This window comes from Leisingera sp. ABM4_101, assembly GCF_056158725.1.
In genome coordinates this window covers 1,995,233-2,014,750 of record NZ_JBSWTV010000002.1, presented here as the reverse complement: position 1 = coordinate 2,014,750, position 19,518 = coordinate 1,995,233, and the positions used below count along the sequence as shown (strand labels likewise).

At 64.2% G+C, this 19,518-nt stretch carries 16 protein-coding genes; 6 read left to right on the top strand and 10 right to left on the bottom strand.

What is annotated here, in order from left to right; translation table 11 throughout:
* The first annotated feature begins 497 nt into the window (after nt 1-497).
* Nucleotides 498-1,313 (top strand): hypothetical protein, encoded by an 816-nt coding sequence (locus ACXAEK_RS10840; RefSeq protein WP_475041850.1) that lies wholly within the window; start codon nt 498-500, stop codon nt 1,311-1,313.
* Nucleotides 1,314-1,388: 75 nt separating this feature from the next.
* Here the strand turns inward: ACXAEK_RS10840 and ACXAEK_RS10835 are convergent, their stop codons facing one another.
* On the bottom strand, nt 1,389-2,135 hold the full coding sequence (locus ACXAEK_RS10835) for a class I SAM-dependent methyltransferase (RefSeq protein WP_475041849.1): 747 nt from the start codon (nt 2,133-2,135) through the stop codon (nt 1,389-1,391).
* 55 nt (nt 2,136-2,190) lie between these two features.
* Here ACXAEK_RS10835 and gloB point away from each other — a divergent pair, with 55 nt between their 5' ends.
* The 3 genes from gloB to ACXAEK_RS10820 all read left to right on the top strand — a co-directional run bounded on the left by gloB (nt 2,191) and on the right by ACXAEK_RS10820 (nt 6,454).
* Complete coding sequence (gloB, locus tag ACXAEK_RS10830) at nt 2,191-2,964, top strand: hydroxyacylglutathione hydrolase (protein ID WP_475041848.1); 774 nt, start codon at nt 2,191-2,193, stop codon at nt 2,962-2,964.
* Nucleotides 2,965-3,140: 176 nt separating this feature from the next.
* Nucleotides 3,141-5,465: an ATP-dependent Clp protease ATP-binding subunit ClpA gene (clpA, locus tag ACXAEK_RS10825; protein ID WP_475041846.1), complete on the top strand. Its 2,325-nt coding sequence runs from the start codon at nt 3,141-3,143 to the stop codon at nt 5,463-5,465.
* Nucleotides 5,465-6,454: a M23 family metallopeptidase gene (locus tag ACXAEK_RS10820; protein WP_475041844.1), complete on the top strand. Its 990-nt coding sequence runs from the start codon at nt 5,465-5,467 to the stop codon at nt 6,452-6,454. The genes clpA and ACXAEK_RS10820 overlap by 1 nt, the downstream gene beginning before the upstream one ends.
* Before the next feature lie 348 nt (nt 6,455-6,802).
* Here ACXAEK_RS10820 and ACXAEK_RS10815 read toward each other — a convergent pair whose 3' ends face one another.
* The 3 genes from ACXAEK_RS10815 to ACXAEK_RS10805 all read right to left on the bottom strand — a co-directional run bounded on the left by ACXAEK_RS10815 (nt 6,803) and on the right by ACXAEK_RS10805 (nt 10,696).
* The gene (locus ACXAEK_RS10815) at nt 6,803-8,677 is read right to left on the bottom strand and encodes a peptidoglycan -binding protein (protein WP_475041843.1); all 1,875 of its coding nucleotides are present in this window, start codon (nt 8,675-8,677) and stop codon (nt 6,803-6,805) included.
* A gap of 3 nt (nt 8,678-8,680) precedes the next feature.
* Nucleotides 8,681-9,871, bottom strand: coding sequence for a biopolymer transporter ExbB (locus tag ACXAEK_RS10810; RefSeq protein ID WP_475041842.1), 1,191 nt, complete (start codon nt 9,869-9,871; stop codon nt 8,681-8,683).
* A 294-nt stretch (nt 9,872-10,165) separates the two neighbouring features.
* Nucleotides 10,166-10,696 carry a gamma-glutamylcyclotransferase gene (locus ACXAEK_RS10805; protein WP_475041840.1) on the bottom strand — a complete coding sequence of 177 codons (531 nt, stop codon included), beginning with the start codon at nt 10,694-10,696 and terminating at the stop codon, nt 10,166-10,168.
* 67 nt (nt 10,697-10,763) lie between these two features.
* Between ACXAEK_RS10805 and ACXAEK_RS10800 the strand changes: the two genes are divergently transcribed.
* Complete coding sequence (locus tag ACXAEK_RS10800) at nt 10,764-11,762, top strand: DUF2125 domain-containing protein (RefSeq protein WP_475041838.1); 999 nt, start codon at nt 10,764-10,766, stop codon at nt 11,760-11,762.
* A gap of 328 nt (nt 11,763-12,090) precedes the next feature.
* Here ACXAEK_RS10800 and ACXAEK_RS10795 read toward each other — a convergent pair whose 3' ends face one another.
* The 5 genes from ACXAEK_RS10795 to ACXAEK_RS10775 all read right to left on the bottom strand — a co-directional run bounded on the left by ACXAEK_RS10795 (nt 12,091) and on the right by ACXAEK_RS10775 (nt 18,283).
* The gene (locus ACXAEK_RS10795; RefSeq protein WP_475041836.1) at nt 12,091-12,915 is read right to left on the bottom strand and encodes an extensin-like domain-containing protein; all 825 of its coding nucleotides are present in this window, start codon (nt 12,913-12,915) and stop codon (nt 12,091-12,093) included.
* Nucleotides 12,915-13,835, bottom strand: a complete 921-nt coding sequence (locus tag ACXAEK_RS10790) for a prephenate/arogenate dehydrogenase family protein (protein ID WP_475041835.1) — start codon at nt 13,833-13,835, stop codon at nt 12,915-12,917. Before ACXAEK_RS10790 ends, ACXAEK_RS10795 begins: the two co-directional genes overlap by 1 nt.
* A complete protein-coding gene (gene hisC / locus ACXAEK_RS10785) occupies nt 13,832-14,917 on the bottom strand; it encodes a histidinol-phosphate transaminase (RefSeq protein WP_475041833.1) in 1,086 nt (361 codons plus the stop codon). The genes ACXAEK_RS10790 and hisC overlap by 4 nt, the downstream gene beginning before the upstream one ends.
* Nucleotides 14,918-15,039: 122 nt before the next feature.
* Complete coding sequence (locus tag ACXAEK_RS10780; RefSeq protein WP_475041832.1) at nt 15,040-16,686, bottom strand: peptidoglycan-binding protein; 1,647 nt, start codon at nt 16,684-16,686, stop codon at nt 15,040-15,042.
* Nucleotides 16,687-16,858: 172 nt separating this feature from the next.
* Nucleotides 16,859-18,283 carry an aminotransferase class V-fold PLP-dependent enzyme gene (locus tag ACXAEK_RS10775; RefSeq protein WP_475041831.1) on the bottom strand — a complete coding sequence of 475 codons (1,425 nt, stop codon included), beginning with the start codon at nt 18,281-18,283 and terminating at the stop codon, nt 16,859-16,861.
* A gap of 104 nt (nt 18,284-18,387) precedes the next feature.
* Between ACXAEK_RS10775 and ACXAEK_RS10770 the strand changes: the two genes are divergently transcribed.
* The gene (locus tag ACXAEK_RS10770) at nt 18,388-18,849 is read left to right on the top strand and encodes an Lrp/AsnC family transcriptional regulator (RefSeq protein ID WP_475041829.1); all 462 of its coding nucleotides are present in this window, start codon (nt 18,388-18,390) and stop codon (nt 18,847-18,849) included.
* A gap of 77 nt (nt 18,850-18,926) precedes the next feature.
* Here ACXAEK_RS10770 and ACXAEK_RS10765 read toward each other — a convergent pair whose 3' ends face one another.
* Nucleotides 18,927-19,499 carry a PA14 domain-containing protein gene (locus ACXAEK_RS10765; RefSeq protein ID WP_475041828.1) on the bottom strand — a complete coding sequence of 191 codons (573 nt, stop codon included), beginning with the start codon at nt 19,497-19,499 and terminating at the stop codon, nt 18,927-18,929.
* Nucleotides 19,500-19,518 lie beyond the last annotated feature (19 nt).

The window sequence follows — 19,518 nt, the reverse complement described above, 5'->3', positions numbered from 1 at the left end:
CACCCTTCCGATATGTTTTTGGCCCCGGTTGGCGTACCTGGCATCAGGAGGCGTCCGGGGGCGTGAGTCATCCCCCATTGGCAGCGGGGCGTTGAAATCAGCGTGGGTCTAGCAGAGCGGATGCGACCTATCAACTCTCTATAACGGTAACACGGGAAAGCAAGTTTCCCATGTTTTCAATAGCTTGCGGGAAGTGCGGCCCTTTGACCACAGTATATTATTAAAAAAGTGCGGCTGAACTGCAGGATTTGGCAATTCCGGAAAGCGGCATTTGCGGCAAAAATCGTCACATATGGGGGGAAATCCACCATTTCGGGCAGCTGTTGCGGCTTTGGCGACATTCAGGGAATCGAAATGAAGCGGCACCGGCCCCGGCTTCCATCCACGGCGGCGGCCGCCACCGCAGCCGCGTCCAAAAGGCAAGGGCACTGGACATAACAGCTGGCCCTTGCAATTAATGCGTTTGTTTTGAGAGCACTTTCAACCGGGACCTCTTCATGCTTGCAGCCATTCTGATCGCAACTGCTGGTGTTGCCATTGCGGCAGCCGTTATCGACAGCGATGATGAAGATCAAAGCGCCGAACCCTCAGAGGAAGGCCGCACGCCGCCAGTCGAAGAGGACGGTCTGACAGTCGTCACCGAGGATGGCGAACCGGAGCAGATCGACCCTGAAACGCTCGACGAACTTTACGGTGCCAAAGTATTTGAAGGAACCGGTGAAGACGAGACGGTCTACATAGATCCGGACACCACCAGCGAGTTCCGCATCTGGCTTGGCCAGGGCGGTGCGGACACAGTGGTCACGGGGCTTGGCCAGAACATCGACACCACGGACGAAGACGCCGGGAACAACGGGGAAACTGCCGATACCGTTCGGCTGATCTATACGCCCGGGCAGCCGGAGGAAGTGTTTGAACGCGGCACCGTGCGCGGCAGCTTCCGAATGGATGAAGAGGACGAGCTGGATCTGGAGTTTCCGGAAGGCACCGGGGGAACCATTCTGCCGGTCTATTATGTGACCTCCTATTACCCGGCTGATGCCTGCTGCTCTGGCGGTGAAGATCACGGGCTGGCGCTGATCTATGTTCCGGAGGGCGTCGAGTACTCGGAAGAGGATCTGGTGGAAAACTACGAAACCTCCTGGGAGGACCGGGGAATGGTTCCAATCGCAGAACTCAACCTGGGGCAAAACGGCTGGGTTGAAAATACGCACGACGGCGGCGAAGCCTATGAATACGACAATGTCACCAATCCGCCCGTGCTGAGCAGCAATCTGGAGTTTGCTTCTCAGATCACAATCAATACGGCCTGAGCAAATACGGCCTGAGAACAGCTCCGGACAGCAGCAAGCTGCCCTGCGGAAGCGCGGCGCTTGGCGGTGCCGGGATCAGGCCGGTTCCGGCATCGGATTGGACAGGCCTTCCAGCACCCGGATGCGGCTGGGGGTCTTGCTGCGGATCATATGGCCCTTTTGCGGGTAGGTCTGCTTGCTGACCTCGACCATGAACACCCCGCCGGCCAGCATCGCGGGCAGTTTGCGGCCCATCTTTTCCAGCATGGCGCCGGATTTCAGCCAAAACCGCTTGTGGCTGGGCAGCCGGTAGAGCGCGGCGGTGTGCTGTTCGATGGCAAATTGGTGCGCGCGCAGCTGTGCCTCCAGCTGACGCAAGGTATAGGGGCGGCCAAAGCCGAAAGGGGTCCGGTCCGAGCGCGCCCAGAACCCCGCCCGGTTCGGGACGACGAAAATCGCCCTGCCCCCCGGCCCCAGCGTCCGCCAGCACTCTTCCAGCAGCTTGGAGGGCTGTTCCGAGGTCTCCAGCCCGTGCATCACCACCAGCCGGTCGATGCGGCCGGTGTCCATGGGCCAGCTGGTCTCCTCGCACAGGACCGAAACATTGGGCATGCCTGCAGGCCATTGCATCACCCCCTGCGGCCCCGGCATCAAGGCCATCACCCGGCGCGCCTGCGGCAAGTAGGGGCGCAGCAAGGGCGCAGCAAAACCGAAGCCTGCCACAGTTTGCCCCTCTGCCTCCGGCCATAATTCCAGCAGGCGGCCGCGGATCGAGGCCTGCGCTGCACGCCCCAGCGTGCTGCGGTAGTAGAAATTCCTCAGATCCTGAACATCAAGATGCATTGCGGGCGCCTGCTGCTTCGGCCAATCTGGGCGCAGTTTAGCAATGTAAAGGCGAATGACCATGCCTCTTGAGATCATCACCCTGCCCTGCCTGTCGGATAACTATGCCTTTTTGATCCATAATCCGGCGTCGGGCGAGACCGCGCTGGTGGATGCGCCCGAGGCCGGCGCCATCAAAGCCGCCTTGTCGGAGCGCGGCTGGGGATTGGACTGGATCCTGCTGACCCATCACCATTGGGACCACGTGGACGGGGTGGCAGAGCTGCGCGAGGCCTATGGCGCCAAGGTGATCGGTGCTGAGGCGGACGCGCACCGGCTTCCGCCGCTGGATATGGCGGTGCAGGACGGCGGCAGCTTCACCCTGATGGGCGAAGAGGTGCAGGTGATGGATGTATCCGGCCATACGGTGGGCCATATCGCCTTTTACATGCCCGGCGCCGCGGCGGTTTTCACCGCCGACAGCCTGATGGCGCTGGGGTGCGGGCGGCTGTTTGAGGGCTCCCCGCAGCAGATGTGGGCCAGCCTGTCGCGCCTTGCCGCGCTGCCGCCGCAAACTATGGTTTATTCAGGACATGAATACACCCAGGCTAACGGTGCCTTTGCAGTCGCCGTGGACCCCGGCAACCCGGCGTTGCAGGCGCGGGTAAGCGATATCGCAAAGGACCGGGCGGACGGGGTGCCGACGGTGCCGTCCTTGCTGCAGCTGGAACTTGACACCAACCCGTTCCTGCGCGCTGGTGACAGTGCGGTGAGAGCCCATCTGGGCATGCAAGACGCTGAAGATTCAGACGTTTTTGCCGAAATCCGCAGCCGCAAGGACAATTTCTGAGCCAATCAAGTGTATCGGGGCGCAACAGGGAGAAAATAATTGTGACCCCAAAATGAAGAAAAGACCTTGAAGCCGGCGCTCTATCAACCAAACTCTAACCTTATAAGCACATGGTTGAACTGAGGGGTTGGTTAATACCGCCCCACCGGCCAACCCAAGATCAGAGGAGCACGCCCGTGCCTTCATTCTCGAGCACCCTGGAACAGGCCATTCACGCAGCGCTGGCGCTGGCGAATGAACGCCGTCATGAATTCGCAACACTGGAACATCTGCTTCTGGCCCTGATCGACGAGCCCGACGCGGCCCGCGTGATGCGCGCCTGCAGCGTCGACCTAAGTGAGTTGCGATCCTCGCTGGTGGAGTTCGTGGATGAGGATCTTGCCAACCTTGTGACCGATATCGACGGATCGGAGGCGGTGCCGACTGCCGCCTTCCAGCGCGTCATTCAGCGTGCCGCGATCCACGTGCAGAGTTCGGGGCGGACTGAGGTAACGGGGGCGAATGTGCTGGTCGCCATCTTTGCCGAACGCGAGAGCGACGCCGCCTATTTCCTGCAGGATCAGGAGATGACCCGCTATGACGCGGTGAATTTCATCGCCCATGGCGTGGCCAAGGACCCGGCCTACGGCGAATCCCGCCCGGTGAGCGGCGCGACGGAGCAGGAAGAGGACAATCTGACCGCTGCGCCCGAGGGCGAGAAGAAAGAGTTGGCGCTGGCGAAATACTGCGTTGACCTGAACGCCAAATCCCGCGATGGCGATATCGACCCGCTGATCGGACGCGACCACGAGGTGGAGCGCTGCATCCAGGTGCTGTGCCGCCGCCGCAAGAACAACCCGCTGCTGGTCGGCGACCCCGGTGTCGGCAAGACCGCCATCGCCGAGGGCCTGGCGCGCCGCATCGTCTCTGGCGAGACCCCGGAGATCCTGTCGGAAACCACGATTTACTCCCTGGATATGGGCGCGCTGCTGGCCGGCACCCGCTACCGCGGCGATTTCGAGGAACGGCTGAAGGCGGTGGTGACTGAACTGGAAGATCACCCGGATGCGGTGCTGTTCATCGACGAAATCCACACTGTGATCGGCGCCGGTGCAACCTCTGGCGGCGCGATGGATGCGTCCAACCTGCTGAAACCTGCCCTGCAGGGCGGCAAGCTGCGCACCATGGGCTCCACCACCTATAAGGAGTTCCGCCAGCATTTCGAAAAGGACCGGGCGCTCTCCCGCCGGTTCCAGAAAATCGACGTGAATGAGCCGACGGTAGAAGACTCCATCGAGATCCTGAAAGGGCTGAAACCCTATTTCGAGGAGCATCACGGCATCAAGTTCACTGGCGATGCGATCAAGACCGCGGTGGAGCTGTCGGCGCGCTACATCAACGACCGCAAGCTGCCGGACAAGGCGATCGACGTCATTGATGAGGCTGGTGCTGCACAGCATCTGATCATCGAGAGCAAGCGCCGCAAGACCATTGGCGTCAAGGAGATCGAGGCTGTGGTGGCCAAGATCGCCCGCATCCCGCCCAAGAACGTGTCGAAGGACGACGCCGAGGTTCTGAAGGATCTGGAGAAGTCGCTGAAGCGCGTGGTCTTTGGCCAGGATGATGCGATCACTGCACTGTCCAGCGCCATCAAACTGGCCCGCGCGGGACTGCGCGAGCCGGAAAAACCCATCGGCAACTACCTGTTTGCAGGTCCGACCGGCGTCGGCAAGACCGAGGTTGCGAAACAGCTGGCCGACCAGCTGGGCGTCGAACTGCTGCGCTTTGACATGTCGGAATACATGGAGAAACACGCGGTCTCCCGCCTGATCGGCGCGCCTCCGGGCTATGTCGGCTTTGACCAGGGCGGCCTTTTGACAGATGGCGTTGATCAGCATCCGCATTGTGTGCTGCTGCTCGACGAGATCGAGAAGGCGCATCCGGATGTCTACAACATCCTGCTGCAGGTGATGGATAACGGCCAACTGACCGACCACAACGGCCGCACGGTGAATTTCCGCAACGTGATCCTGATCATGACCTCCAACGCCGGAGCCTCGGATATGGCAAAGGCCGCCATCGGCTTTGGCCGCGACCGCCGCGAGGGCGAGGACACCGCCGCGATTGAGCGCACCTTCACGCCGGAATTCCGCAACCGCCTGGATGCAGTGATCTCCTTCGCGCCGCTGGGCAAAGAGGTGATCTTGCAGGTGGTCGAGAAATTCGTGCTGCAACTGGAAGCGCAGCTGATGGACCGCAACGTCTCGATCGAACTGACCCGCAAGGCGGCTGAATGGCTGGCCGACAAGGGCTACGACGACCGCATGGGTGCGCGCCCCTTGGGCCGTGTCATTCAGGAGCACATCAAAAAGCCGCTGGCCGAGGAGCTGTTGTTCGGCAAGCTGACCAAGGGCGGCGTGGTGCAGGTCGGCATCAAGGACGGCAAGCTGGATCTGCGCCTGGAAGGCCCGGGCAAGCCGCGGATCTCCGGCGACAAGCCGCCGCTTCTGACCGCGGATTGATGCGCCGCGCCATCGCCTTGATTTCCCTATCGCTCACCGCGCCTGCCGCGGCGGGCGATTTTCGTTTGCAGCTGCCGCTTGACTGCACCCTGGGCGAGGATTGCCACATCCAGCAGTTCGTGGATCATGACCCCGGCCCTGGAGCGGCGGATTTCACCTGCGGCAGTTTGAGTTATGAAGGCCACAAGGGCACGGATTTTGCCCTGCCCTACCTGTCGGACATGGAGGCGGGTGTTGCTGTCCGCGCGGCCGCGGACGGGGTTGTACTGGGCACCCGCAACAGCATGGCCGACCAATATGCCACGGAGGCAAATGCCGCCGCGATTGAGGGCAAAGAATGCGGCAATGGCGTGGTGCTGCGCCACGGCGGCGGCTGGGAAACCCAGTATTGCCATATGAAAAGGGGCTCTGTCAGGGTGGAACCCGGCGCCAGGGTCAAGGCCGGCGATGTGCTGGGCGAGGCCGGCCTGTCCGGCAAGACCCAATTCCCGCATCTGCACCTTTCGGTGCGCAAGGAGGGCGCGGTCGTGGACCCGTTTGCGCCGGAGGCTTTGAATGCCTGCGGGTCCGGCGGCGGCACGACGCTTTGGGCGGAGCCGCCGGCCTATCAGCCGGGCGGCTTCCTGGGTGCGGGCTTCAGCCCTGCCCTGCCGGACTATGAGGCCATCAAGGCGGGCCGCGCGGATGCGGCGCCGCTGGCGCCCGATGCGCCTGCCTTTGTGTTCTGGGCCTATGCCTTTGGCGGCCGGACGGGCGACGGAATTGCGCTGACGGTGACCGGCCCGGGAGGAGAGCTCATCTCCCACAGCGAAACCCTGGAGAAAACCCAGGCGCAGTTCTACCGCGCGGCGGGGCGCCGCCTGCGCGGCGGGCACTGGCCGGCCGGCACCTATACCGGCACCGCCCGGCTGCTGCGCGGCGGGCAGGAAGTGGACCGTTTCACTGCTGCCATGACTGTCCCGGCCCCCGCGGCAAACGCCGCCGATTAGACCTGTCGCCCGCAGCCGCCGGGGCGCAAGCCGCGGCGGCTGCGCGGCCCAACGGGCGCGGACAGCCCCCGGGCTGGCCTGGCGCCGGGCGGGAGATTGCCGGAGCTGCAAGGCCCCTGCAGGACCGCCTTCAAATTTGATAATTCCCGCCTTCGCAATAGTTTAAGAAGGGCCCTGCTGCCCGGTGGGGCCGCAACCCGTGTGTAACTAGTAGCTTGTCTCCATTAGTGAAGCGGGTTGCACCCCGCAAGCCGCCGCCGTCAGGTGCCAGGCAGACGACGGGCGGGACCGGGCAGAACGGACAGAACGGACAGACCGGACGGAGCCAGGCCGCAGCAGGGCAGCGGCTTATTTCTCGGTGAACTTCAGCTCGATCCGGCGGTTCTGGGCGCGGGCCTCCGGGGTGTCCGCGGGATTGACCGGCTGGTATTCCCCGAACCCGTTGGCTGCCAGGCGCGAAGGCGGTACCCCCAGCGCCTCCACCATGTAGCGCACCACCGACAGCGCCCGGCCCTGGCTGAGTTCCCAGTTGTCGGCAAATTTCGGATGACCCAGCAGCGGCGAATTATCAGTGTGCCCATCCACCCGGATGATCCAGCTGATCTCCGGCGGGATCGCCGCCACCACGCTTTGCAGGATCGATACAACCTTGGCAATCTCCACCCGGCCTGCCGGTGACAGGGTGGCGCTGCCCGGGTCGAACAGCACCTCAGAGGCAAAGACAAAACGGTCGCCCTGAATCCGCACCCCCTCTTGCGTGCCCAGGAGATCGCGCAAGCGGCCAAAGAATTCGGACCGGTAGCGCGCCAGATCCTGCGCCTCATCCGCAAGGCGGCCTGCTTCGGCTTCCAGCCGCGCAGCCTCGGCCTCAAGCCGTTTGCGCTCCTGCTCTTCCAAGAGCCGCCGCTTGCGTTCTTCGGAGGCCGCCCGGGCCAGGGCTGCGTTCAAATCCTGGCCCAAGTTCTGCAATTGCACCTGCTGTGCGGCATCACGCGCCTGGAAGTCATCCAGAATGGCCTGCAAGCCGCCCAGCTGTTCGCGCAGGGCCGCCACCTGCTGGTTGAGCAGCGCGGTTTCGCGGCGGGCCTCTTCTGACACCGCCTGTTCCTGCGACAGCGCATCCCGGGCCTGGGCCAGCAAGGCGGCGCGTTCCTCCGCCTGGGTCAGCCGTTCGGAGGCGCTCGCCTCTGCCGTTTCCTGTGCGGCCAAGGCCGCCAGCAGGCGCTGGCGCAGCACGTCTAGCTCACCAGCCTGCTCACCGGCCTGGGTTTGTGCAGCCGCCAGGGCGGCCCTGGCCTCTGCCAGTTCGGCCGCCAGCAGGCCGGCTTCGGCATCGGAGCCTGCACGGGCGGCCTCCAGTTCCGAGAGCTGCGCGTCCAGTTGTTTCTTTGCGGCCTCCGCCGCTGCCAGCAGGGTCAGCGTGTCCTCTGCCTGCTGCCGCTGCGCCTCCAGCGCCAGGGTCATGGCAGTAAGCTCCGCATCCGCGGATTGCAGTTTCTCCCGCAGCGCTTCGGCTGCGGCGGCCTCGACCAGGCGGGCCGCTTCCTCGGCGCTCAGCTGTTCCTGAAGGCCGGCGATTTCCTCGGTCTTTTCGGCCTGTTCCGTCTCAAGGCTGGCGATCAGCGCTTCCATCGCCGCGCGCTCCGCTGCGGCCAGGCGAGCGGCCTCTGCCTGGGCGTCGATCTCGCCGCGGGCCTGAGCCAAAGCGAGGTTCAAGGCGTCCTGCTCGCTCAGAAGAGCGGCGCGGGCCGCCTCCAGAGTTTCGCGCTCTGCGCTCAGGTCCGCAACCCGTGCCTGGGCAGCGTCGCGGCTGGCGATCAGGGCCGCCACTTGGGCTTCGAAACTGGTTAGGCGGCTGGCGGCCTCGGCCAGTTCCCCAGCCTGGCGGTCGCGTTCCGCGGTGAGCGAGGTGATCAGGCTGCGGGCCTGTGCCAAGTCCTGTTCGGCCGTGTTGAGGGTCGAGGTCAGCGCCCCCAGCCGGGCGTTCAGACGGCTGTTTTCACGTTCTTCCAGCCCTAGGGCAGAGGCCAGCGCGCTGACTTCGGCGGACAGTTCATCCAGCTGGCTTTCCTGGCCGGTGATGGTTTCGCGCAGCACGAATTGCACCACCATGAATATGGTCAGCACAAACATCAGAACCAGCAGCAGCCCGGTCATCGCATCGACGAACCCCGGCCAGATCGAGGCCTGGAACCGCTGTCCTGTGCGCCGGGAAAGGGCCATGGTTTATTCCCCCGCGTCCCGGCCCGGCAGGCCGCCGCGCGACAGGCCGCGCGGCCGGGCAAAGGCCTTGATCAGCAGTTCGATGTCCTTGCGCAGCTCTGTCAGGCTTTCCTGACGCCCGGCTGAGATTTCCTCGAGGATGCGCAGCATCTGCACGTCGATCGAGCGCAGCCGCATCCGGCTTTCGGCGTCAATGCCACCCTGTTCGCTTTGGCTGCGCAGGATTTCGGTCAGCGCCTCCTGCCCCACCGCAACCCGGTCCAGCGCCGCAGTAATGGTGCCGGTCTGATCCTGGCGGCGGTTCATTTCCTCGATGGTTTCAACCAAGTCAGAAAGCCGCTGATCCACCGCCGCGCGGCCCTCGGCGGTTTCAACGAACATGACCTGCAGCGCCTCCATCTGCTCTGCCATGGTGTCGAGCACCTGGGAGACCACACCGCTGTCGCTGGCGCCGTCCTCGCCCGAGGAGAAGCTGACCCGGGTGATCGAGGAGAGCCATTCCTCCAGCTCGCGGTAGAACCGGTTCTGGCCGTGGCCTGCGAAGAGTTCGAGCAGACCGACAATCAGGGAACCGGCCAGGCCGAGGAGCGAGGAGGCGAAGGCGACACCCATGCCACCCAGCTGCGCCTCAAGCCCGGTCATCAGGCGGTTGAAGACCGACAGTCCTTCTTCGCCCTCCTGCGGGGCCAGGCTGCGGATGGTGTCGACAACGGCGGGAACGGTGGTGGCAAGGCCGTAGAAGGTGCCGAGAAGGCCCAGGAAGATCAGCAGGTTGACGATGTAGCGGGTGATCTCCCGGTCTTCGTCGATGCGGCTGGCAACCGAGTCCAGTATGGAGCGGGTGGAGGCGGAGCCCAGCTGCATCCGCGCAGACCGCGAGCCCAGGAGCGAGGCCAAGGGGGCCAGTATCGAGGGCGGGCGGCGGTGGTCCTGGGTATCGCCCGCAGCAAAGCGTTCGATCCAGCGCACCGAGCCAATCAGCTGCACCACCTGCCAGAAACAGGCCAGCACACCGATCACGAAGACCAGAACGATAAAGCCATTGAGCCAGGGGTTTGCCTGAAACACCGGCAGCACCCGCGGCAGGGCGACAAAGGCGCCGAACCCCGATAGCCCCAGTGCGATCAGCATCATGATGATCTGCCGCACCGGCTGGGAGAACTGCGGCCGGGTCTTGCGGTCTGGCTGCGCCATATTCTGTGGCTCCTGACACATTTGTCTGCTCGTGTTGCGTTCGCAGCCTATAAGCAAAGTGTCAAAAGCGCCAAGGCTTTATGGCTGTCCGGCTGAAACGGCGGAAGGAACCGGCACTGTGTCCCAATCCTGGCCCAATCCTGGAACTGAGCGTTCGCCCGGGTGGAAGCGGCACGCGCCCGCCGCGGGGCGGGTGGACGCGTGCCTGCCGCTGGCGCGGCAGGCCGGGCCTGTGGCTGAGGCGGTCCTCTAAAACAAGAAACCAGCCTCGTCCCGGCCGGCCCTGTGAAGGCTTTAAGCGGTGATTTCCCGTACCCGGCCCGCCAGCCAATCCAGATCGCTGTCATGCAGGCCGATCTCGGCCAGATGCTCCGCCGTGTTGTAGAGGTATTCGGTATTGGGGCCGCGGCCACCCACCGCATGGGCGATGATCTGGGCCTGTTCTTCCAGGCTGAGGCCACCGCAATACTGCACATGATGCGGGTCAATCACATAGGTGACGGCGGTGACCATGGAGCCATCCGCCAGCTCAACTTCCAGGTCGCGCTCCAGATAGGCCGAGGAGATCAGCTCGCGCTCGCGCAGCTCTGCCAGGGTCTGCTCCTCGTGGCCTGCTTCGACCGCCAGGGCGATGCCCTTGCAATGGGCATCCTGGACGGCGTCCAGCGCCAGCACCAGGCCGGGCTTTTCCTCGCTGCCGCGGTGATGGACCGAGGACATGCAGAAGGAGCGCGCATAGCCGTGCAGCACCGCAACCTCGCGCCGCGCCACCGGGAAACCGGGGTTCCAAAGAAGTGATCCGTATCCGAATACCCACATCGTCATGTTGTCTGGCCCTTTCTGCTCCTCCCCTATAAACAGCAATCCTGCTGCGGACAAAAGAGGCTATCCGATGCGCCTGGCGAAACTGCTGATTGCTGCTTTTCTGCTGTGGAGCCTGTATTGGGCAGCAGCGGCCTGGGGGCTGAGGAGCGGGATCGCGGCCTGGTTCGCGGCGCAGGAGAGCCGGGGCTGGCAGGCAGAGCACGCGGGGCTGAAAACGCAGGGCTATCCGTTCCGCCATCAGACCCGTATCAGCCGTCCCGCGCTGGCGGATCCGCGCAGCGGCACCGCCTGGCGGGCAGACTGGCTGGAACTGGCGAGCCCCGCCGCCTGGCCGGGGCAGCTGGAGCTGCACTTTCCGGCCACGGCACAGCGGCTGTCCTATTTCGACCAGACCGTGGTGATCACCGCAGACGGGCTGCAGACGGGATTGCATCTGAAGCCTGGAACGGCGCTGGAGCTGGAGCAACTGGCCGCCGCGGCGGACAGCTGGCAGATTGCCCGCGGCGGCGAAACGGTGCTGAGCGGCAGCGACTTGGACCTGCGCATGGTGCAGACCGCCCGCCCCGAGACCTACCGGATCTCGGCAGATATCCGGGAGTTTGCACCGCGCGCGGCCTGGCGGCGGCTCTTGGCGGCCAGCGCGCCGCTGCCGGAGCGGTTCGATACGCTGACGCTGGAAATGACGGTTGCCTTTGACGTGCCCTGGGACCGCTCCGCGCTGGAGCAGCGGCGGCCGCAGCCGCGCCGTATCGATCTGAAACTGGCCGAAGCGCACTGGGGCGGCCTGCGTCTCAGGGCAGCCGGCGCACTGATGGTGGATGACCAGGGGCTGCCGGAGGGCGAGATCGCGCTGCAGGCAGAGAACTGGCGCGGGCTGGTGCTGATGGCCGAACGCAGCGGCGTGCTGGCGCCTGCATTGCGGGGCACGGTGGAGCGGGTTCTGGGGCTGCTGGCCGAGGCCAGCGGCAACCCGCGCAATCTGGATATTACGCTGGAGTTTGCGGACGGCTATGTAACGCTTGGCCCGCTGCCGCTGGGCCATGCGCCGCGGCTGATTATCCGCTGACAGCCCCAGCCTGCCCGCCCCGCCTGTCAAGGGCCGCGCAGCGGTGGCGCATAGCGCCGTTTACCCTTTACAGGCACATACCATCACACTTGGAATGGCGCTTCAGGGCAATCCTGCCCCTGAAGCGCCTCTCAGCAGTTCTTTACTGCGCGCGCAGCGCGCCCGGCCCAAGGCTGTAATGTGCCCCTTGGGGCACTTTCAGGCGCGGGAGCTCGCCGCCTCGCTGCGGCTGGCGCTTGGCTGCCCGGCGTTACTGCGAGGCTCTGCCTCGCGCTCCGGGATATTTGCGGCCAGATGAACAGGGGATCCTAGGTTGCCGTCTGTGCCGTCAGCGGCAATAGGATCCGCCGCGGTGGCGGGCCACGTCGAGGTGGAAGTGATCCCTGTGATAGCGGTCGGCCTCGGGCCCCAGCACAGTGCCGAAGGGGCCGCAGGCGGCGCGCCAGATCTTTTTCAGCTTCTTGCGGGTCTTGCGGTTCTGCCAGCCCTTCAGGACGGTGACGGTCTCGCCGCTGGCAAGCGTGAAGCCGGAGATGTCGATCGCCCGCCCCTTGCCGTGTTCCGAAATCTTGGCGCCGGGGCGGTTGTTGCGGGTGCGGCAGGCGTAATGGGCGGCAACGCGCAAGCCCACCACCTTGTTGCGGCGGCCAAAGGCGGTTTCGACCTCGCGGTTGATCCAGGTCTTCAGCGCGCGAGCGGTGTTGCAGGTCATCAGCGAGGGTTGGCTGAGGCGCACGCCTGCGATCTCGCGCACCCTCACGGCGTCCTTGGCGCCGCAGCCGGGCAGCGTGCCCGCAATATCGCCGGCTTGATCGCCCTGAATGCCAATGTCGCCGCAGACCGAGCCCTTGCGGCGCTGACGGCGCTTGAACAGCACCTGCTCCGCCAGGCTGTCCGGGCGCGCGAAGGGCTGTAAGGAGGCCCCGGGGGCCAGCAGCGGCAGCGCAGCCGGACGGGCCGCCGCGGCAAGGACCTGCTCAGATTGCGGACGCAGGGCCGGGCGGAGGTCTGCCGCCGGTGCAAAGGCCGCGGGTTCATAAGCTGTGGCCGCGGGCCGTGCGGCGGGCTGGAGCGACGTTTCCGGCGCCGCGCCCGATGCTATGCCGGCGCAGACGGCGGCCAGCAGCGTCAGTAGTGCCAGCCCGGCGCGCATCACTTCTTCTGGCTCCGCCCGAAGTCCGGCGCGTCGGTGTCCTGGCCGGCCTCGATGATGCCGCGGCGGATGGCGCGGGTGCGGGTGAAATAGTCGTGCAGGTGGTCGCCGTCGCCGGTGCGGATGGCGCGCTGCAGGGCAAAAAGCTCCTCCGTGAAACGGCCCAGGATTTCCAGCGTGGCATCCTTGTTGGTCAGGAACACGTCACGCCACATAGTAGGATCCGAGGCCGCGATGCGGGTGAAGTCGCGGAATCCCGCAGCGGAATATTTGATCACCTCGCTGTCCGTGACCCTTCGCAGGTCGTCGGCGACGCCCACCATCGTGTAGGCAATCAGGTGCGGTGTATGCGAGGTGACGGCCAGCACCAGGTCGTGGTGGTCGGCGTCCATTTCGTCGACATTGGCGCCCATGCCCTCCCACAGCGCACGCAGTCGGGCGGTGGCCTCCGGATCAGTGCCCTCAACCGGGACCAGCAGCGACCAGCGGTTATCGAACAGTTCGGCAAAGCCGGATTCCGGGCCGGAATGCTCCGTCCCTGCCAGCGGGTGGGCGGGCACGAAATGCACGCCTTCGGGGATGTGCGGCTGCACCGCGTCGATCACGTGGCGTTTGACAGAGCCCACATCCGACACGGTGGCGCCGGGCTTCAGCACTGGCGCGATGTCTTCCATCACCGGGCCCATGGCGCCGACAGGCACACAGAGCACCACCAGGTCGGCCTCTGCGACCGCGTCCTGCGCGCTGTCGCAGACGCGGTCGCAGAGGCCGATCTTGCGCGCTGTCGCACGGGTTTCCGCGCTGCGGGCATAGCCGGTGACTTCGCCCGCCAGGCCTGCGCGTTTCATCGCCCAGAACATCGAGGACGCAATGAGACCCAGGCCGATCAGCGCGACGCGGCCATAAACGTGTTCGCTCATGCCTGCCCCTCTTTGAATGCTTTGACGCCTTGCGCGATGCGGCGGCAGGAGTCCTCGTCGCCGATGGTGATGCGCAGCGCAGTCGGCAGGTTGTAGCCCGCCACCCTGCGCACGATCAGCCCCTGCGCTTGCAGGTACAGGTCGCAGGCCTCTGCCTCTGCCTGGCTGGAGAAGCGGGCCAGGATGAAATTGGTGCTGGAGACGTCTGATGGAACACCAAGTTCTGCCAGCGCATTGGCCAGCCAGGCGCGCCATTTGGCGTTTTCCGTGCGGCAATGGTCCACGTAACCTGTGTCGCGCACCGAGGCCTCAGCCCCTGCCAGCGCGGTGCTGGAGACGTTGAAGGGCCCGCGCACCCGGTTCAGGACATTGATGATTTCCTTGGGGCCGTAACCCCAGCCGATCCGTGCGCCGCCGAGGCCGTAGATCTTGGAGAAGGTACGGGTCATGAAGACGTTGCCGCTGGAGGCAATCACGGCCGCGCCGGCATCAAAGCCTTCGACATATTCCGCATAGGCACCGTCGAGCACCAGGAGCGCGCCCGCGGGGATGCCATCGGCCAGCCGCGCCACCTCGGCCTCGCTGATCATGGTGCCGGTGGGGTTGTTGGGGTTGGCGATGAACACCAGCTTGGTCCTGGCGGTGCAGCCCGCCAGCAGCGCATCCACGTCGGTGACGCGCTCGCGCTCCTTCACCTCCACCGGGGTGGCGCCGGCGGCCAGGGCGCTGATGCGGTACATGGCAAAGCCGTGTTCGGTATAGAGCACCTCATCCCCCGGACCGGCGTAAGCCTGGCACAGGAAGGCAATGATCTCGTCGCTGCCGGCGCCGCAGATGATCTGTTCCGGATCCAGCCCGTGCACCTCGCCGATGGCCTGCCGCAGCGCCGCGTGATCCGAGCTGGGATAGCGGTGCATATTGGCCGCTGCGTCCTGCATCGCCTGAACGGCGCGCGGGCTGGGGCCAAGGGGGTTCTCGTTCGAGGAGAGCTTCACAACATTGCTCACCCCTTTCACATGGGCAGCCCCGCCCTGATACAGAGCAATGTCCATGATACCGGGCTGCGGTGTGAGTTGGGTCATAATACGGGCTCCTTAATTCCAACCCGTCATAGCGGCCCAAACGCGGACGGGGAAGCACCAAGATGACGCTCCCCCATTGCTGCCGTCCCCCCGGCGGCAGCGCCAAGACACTGCAGCCTGCGTTAATGCGCAGCTGCCGACTTGGGCATCTTGCGTTTGGCTTCGGCCATGATGATCTTCTGGATCTGCTTGCGCAGTTCCATGTCCTTGCGCATCGCCTCATTGGCCTGTTTCTGCATGGTCGAGGCCGATTGCGAGCCGTCGGCGCCATTCAGCGCCTCGCCCGCGTATTTGCTGAGCGTTTTGCCGGAGATCTGTTTGGCAATCTCGCCATAGATGGCATCACCGTGAAGCTTGATGAAATCCTCCGTGGCCTTGGTGCCGTATTTGGCAATCAGGTCCTTCTTGACCGCGCCCTCCATTGCGGCAGGCGCCAATTTGGTCTTGAGGAACTTTTCTGCAGCCCCCGTAAAGCCGGAAGAGAATTTCTCCAGCGCCTTGCCTGCGCCTGCGGACATGATGCCTGCGGTCAGGATCTTGGCGATGCTTTCCTTGATCTCCTTGGTATTCGGCGGGCGGCCCTTTTCGATCAGGGGCTTGGCCAGACCGATGGTTTCCTTAAGGGCCTCTGTCACCATGGCCTCGCCGGCCTTGGATTTCAGGAACTTCTCAAAGAAAACTTTCACCGCCTTCTTGGGCATCTCCCGCGACAATTTGGAGGCTGCGGCCTTGGCCAGGTCGTCGGCGAGGCCCGCCGAGAGCTTGGCCGTCAGTTTGCCGCCGGCAGCACCCGCAAGGCCCGCGATGAAGCTGTCGATGAAGACCTTCTTGGCAGCACCGTCCCAAGTGACCTTGTTGCCCGCCAGATGCTCCCCCAGCTGGCCGGCACTGGATTTCAGTGCCTCGGTGCTGGCGGCGGCGATAGCATGGGCCTTAGCGGGCGACATCCCTTTGGTCGCAACCAGCCGTGCGGTCATATAGGTTTCGACCACGGCAAAGGAGACCTCGCGCACCACTTCGAGTTTCCAGACGATGCCGCCGGCGGTGGCAATCCGCTGGTCGATGAATTTCTTGAAGGCCTTGCCGCCGGTGTTATAGGCCTTGGACGCCTTGACGTCCTGTTTATAAACCTTTTTCCAGTCCGGCTTTTTCTTACTGGTCAGTGTCTTGAGGAAGCTTGCCTCGGACCGGGCGTTCAGGATCGGGGTCCAGGGCGGATCGGTCTTATCGTTGACCACGCTGACGGCGAATTCAGTCAGCGCATTCAGGAAGGTGTCATTGCCCTGGCGGGTGCTCTCGACCTCATTGCAGAAATCGACCCAGGACTCGGCCTGGCCGTACATCATGTTGGCCTTAGCCAGCAGCTTGCGGCGCAACTCCTCCTGGCCGGCTTCGAACTCGGCAACGGTGATCAGCTTGGTCTTGCCGTTCTCGACGACCTCGACCCGCTCGATCTTGGTGTCGGCAGCGTGCATTGCGGCCAGTTTGGGCAGGCCTGCGTTCCAGGTGCGCATACCGGGATCGACGATGCCGTCGGGCTTTCTGAAGCCCAGTTTCTTTTTCTGGAAATCCTTGATGGTCTTGATCAGAGCCCCGTCGCATTTGGTGCTGACCTCGATCGAATAACCGTTTGCCTTGAGCATCAGGCGGACGAGTTCAACGTCGGCGGGGGCGTTCTTGACCGGTTTGAATTTGCTTTCGCCGGTCTTGGGGTCCGGTTTGGTGATGCGTTTCTTGTCACCAACAGGGGCGGAAAGCTTGAGGGCCATGACTTTGCTCCAACTCTTTAACAACTGGTTGAAGTGTGCCATGGCCCTGTTAGCGCTGTCCCGGGGGATTTGCCGCGCAGTTTCCCCCTTTAAACGCCGGGCTGTGATGCCTAGATATCACAAGTATGTGAGGCGCTTCCCCAGGCCGGGAAAGCGCCCTGCGCATATGGGTTCAGGCCACCAGTGCCTTGAACCGTGCGGTTTCCGGATCAGCGTTGTAGCGGGCAGACAATGCTCCTGCCCTGAGGGTCAGTTCATTGACGCTGGCGATGATATAGGCCGCCGTCTCCGCCTCCATCAGGTAAGAGAAGTTGAGCCGTACCCAGCCGGGTTTCTTCATTTCCTCGCCAGCCTGCAGGTCGGCAAACAGGGTTTCGCTTTCTGCCTGGCCTATGCCCAGCAGACGGTGCGCATAGGGGCCTGCGCAGGCGCAGCCGCCGCGGGCCTGGATGCCGAAGACGTCGCTGAGCATCCGGGTGAACAGCTGCTGGTGCACCGGATTGCCTGCGCCGTCCGAGACCAGGAAGGAAAAGATCGGCAGCCGGTGCGCATGAGGGTGGCCAAGGACGCGCAGCCGCGGGTTTGCCGACCAGCCGTCCCAGGCCATCTGTGCAAACTGCGCTTCGCGGGCTTCGATCTGCTCCTGCCCCACGGCTTCCTTGACCAGGAACGCCAGGGCCGCACGGATGTCGCCGATCACATTGGGGGTGCCGGCCTCCTCGCGGGTTGCCAGGTCGCCGCTGTATTCATGGCGCCAAGGGGAAACAAAGCTGACTGTTCCCCCTCCCGGCCAGGAGGGGCAGCGGCGGCGCACGGCTGCTGTGCTGACGATCAGCACGCCAGAGGCGCCGGGACCGCCCGGGAACTTGTGCGGCGAGACCACCACGGCGTCTTTGCGCGCAGCCCCGTTACCGCCCATATCGACAGGCAGGTAGGGGCCGCCGCCGGCGTAGTCCCAGACCGCCAGCGCGCCCTGGGCATGCAGCAGGCGGCTGATTGGGTCCGGATCGGTGATAATACCAGTCACGTTGGAGGCCGCCGAGAAACTGCCGATTTTAAGATCGCTGCCTACGTGGTCCTGCAGCGCCTGTTCCAGAGCTGCGAGATCCACTCCGCCGCCGGGGGCTTCCGGGATTTCCACCACCTCAGCCTTGCTCTCACGCCAGGGCAGGATGTTGGAGTGATGCTCATAAGGGCCGATGAAAACAACCGGCCGGTCTGCCTCGTTCACGCCGAACAGGCTGACCAGCCGGTTTAGGCCCGCGGTGGCGCCCGATCCGGTGAAAATCACCGCATCATCCCCAGTGGCGCCGGTCATGCGGGCGATTTCAGCCCGCGCCTCGCGGCGCAGGCGGGTCATTTGAGTACCGCAATAAGAGGCCTCAGTATGGGAGTTGGCGTAGAAGGGCAGCACCTGGGACGCCACAAAATCCTCCACCTGGCGCAGCGCCCGGCCGGAGGCGACGTAGTCGGCATAGACCAGCGGCACCTCGCCATCGAGACCGGGGATCATCACGCCGTCGCCGATCACGCTGCGGCTCAGGGTGCCGTCATGTGCGGCCTGCGCGATTGTCTGCTTGAATGCTGCCAGTGTCATGCCGTGCCTCCGAAATCTGTGGAGGCATCATGAACGGTAGCAGGTGGGAAAACTTAATCAATTACTGAGTAGATTACATAGATCCGGTGTCATATGATCTGCACATGAGCAAAACAGCCGATCAAATTGACCGCGCCATTCTGCGGGTGCTGCAACAGGACGCCAGCCTGTCGCAACGGGAACTGGCCGACAAGGTGGGGCTGTCGCAGAACGCCTGCTGGCGGCGGTTGAAGGCGCTGAACGAGAGCGGGCTGCTGCAGGGCTCCACCGCGCGGCTGAACCGCCAGCAGCTGGGGCTGGATCTGGTTGTGTTTGTGCTCTTGCGTACCCGGCATCATTCAGCGGAGTGGCTGCAGACCTTCCGCCGTCATGTGCTGACCATTCCCGAGGTGGTGGATTTTCACCGCATCGGCGGCGATTACGATTACCAGCTGAAAGTGGTGACCGAGGACATGGCGAGCTATGACAGGGTGTATCAGCGGCTAATCTCCGGCGTGGAGCTGGACAGCGTGACGTCCTATTTTGCGATGGAGGCCATCGCAGAGGGACGCCCGTTGCCGCTGTAACGGAGGTGGGGGGCGCTGCCCCCAGCCCTGCGGGCTTCCCCCTGGAGTATTTGCAACCAGAAAGAAGCCGCAGCCGGTCAGTGGCCGAAGGCGCTGTCTTTCATCCATTTCGGGCGTTTGCCCTCAGGCCCCATGCGCATGTGCAGGCAGGCGGTGCCCTGACGCTGGAAATAGAGGATATCAACCGGATACCAGCCGGCCGCAGGCACTTCGACTTCTGTCAGGATTGTGCTGTCACAGGATTGACGGCCATCGAATTCACCCACCACCTGGCCGCCGATCGTGGCGCGCAGCCCGTCGTTGGTCAGGAAGTCGATGCTGTGGATACCGGGCTGGGTGATATTCACATAGCCGGTAATCCGCGCGACCACGTTCAGCGCCCGTTTGGCGGTCAGGGTGTTTTGCCCCTCTTCCGTGTCGCGATTGTCCAGGCCTGCGATAGGCTGGCCCGGTTCGCTGGAGATTTTCAGCGCCGAGGAGGCCTCTGCCAGAGATTTCACGTCATGGGGATAAGCGTAGACGACGGCCAGCCCCGGCTTGACACCAGAGGGCTGCGGGTCTGCCGGCGCCAGTTTCAACGGTGCGGCGCCCGCGGCGGCAGCGGCCAGGCAGACGGCAGCCGCGGCGGCGGCTTTGAATACGGATTTCATCTCTCACTCCCTGTCGTTT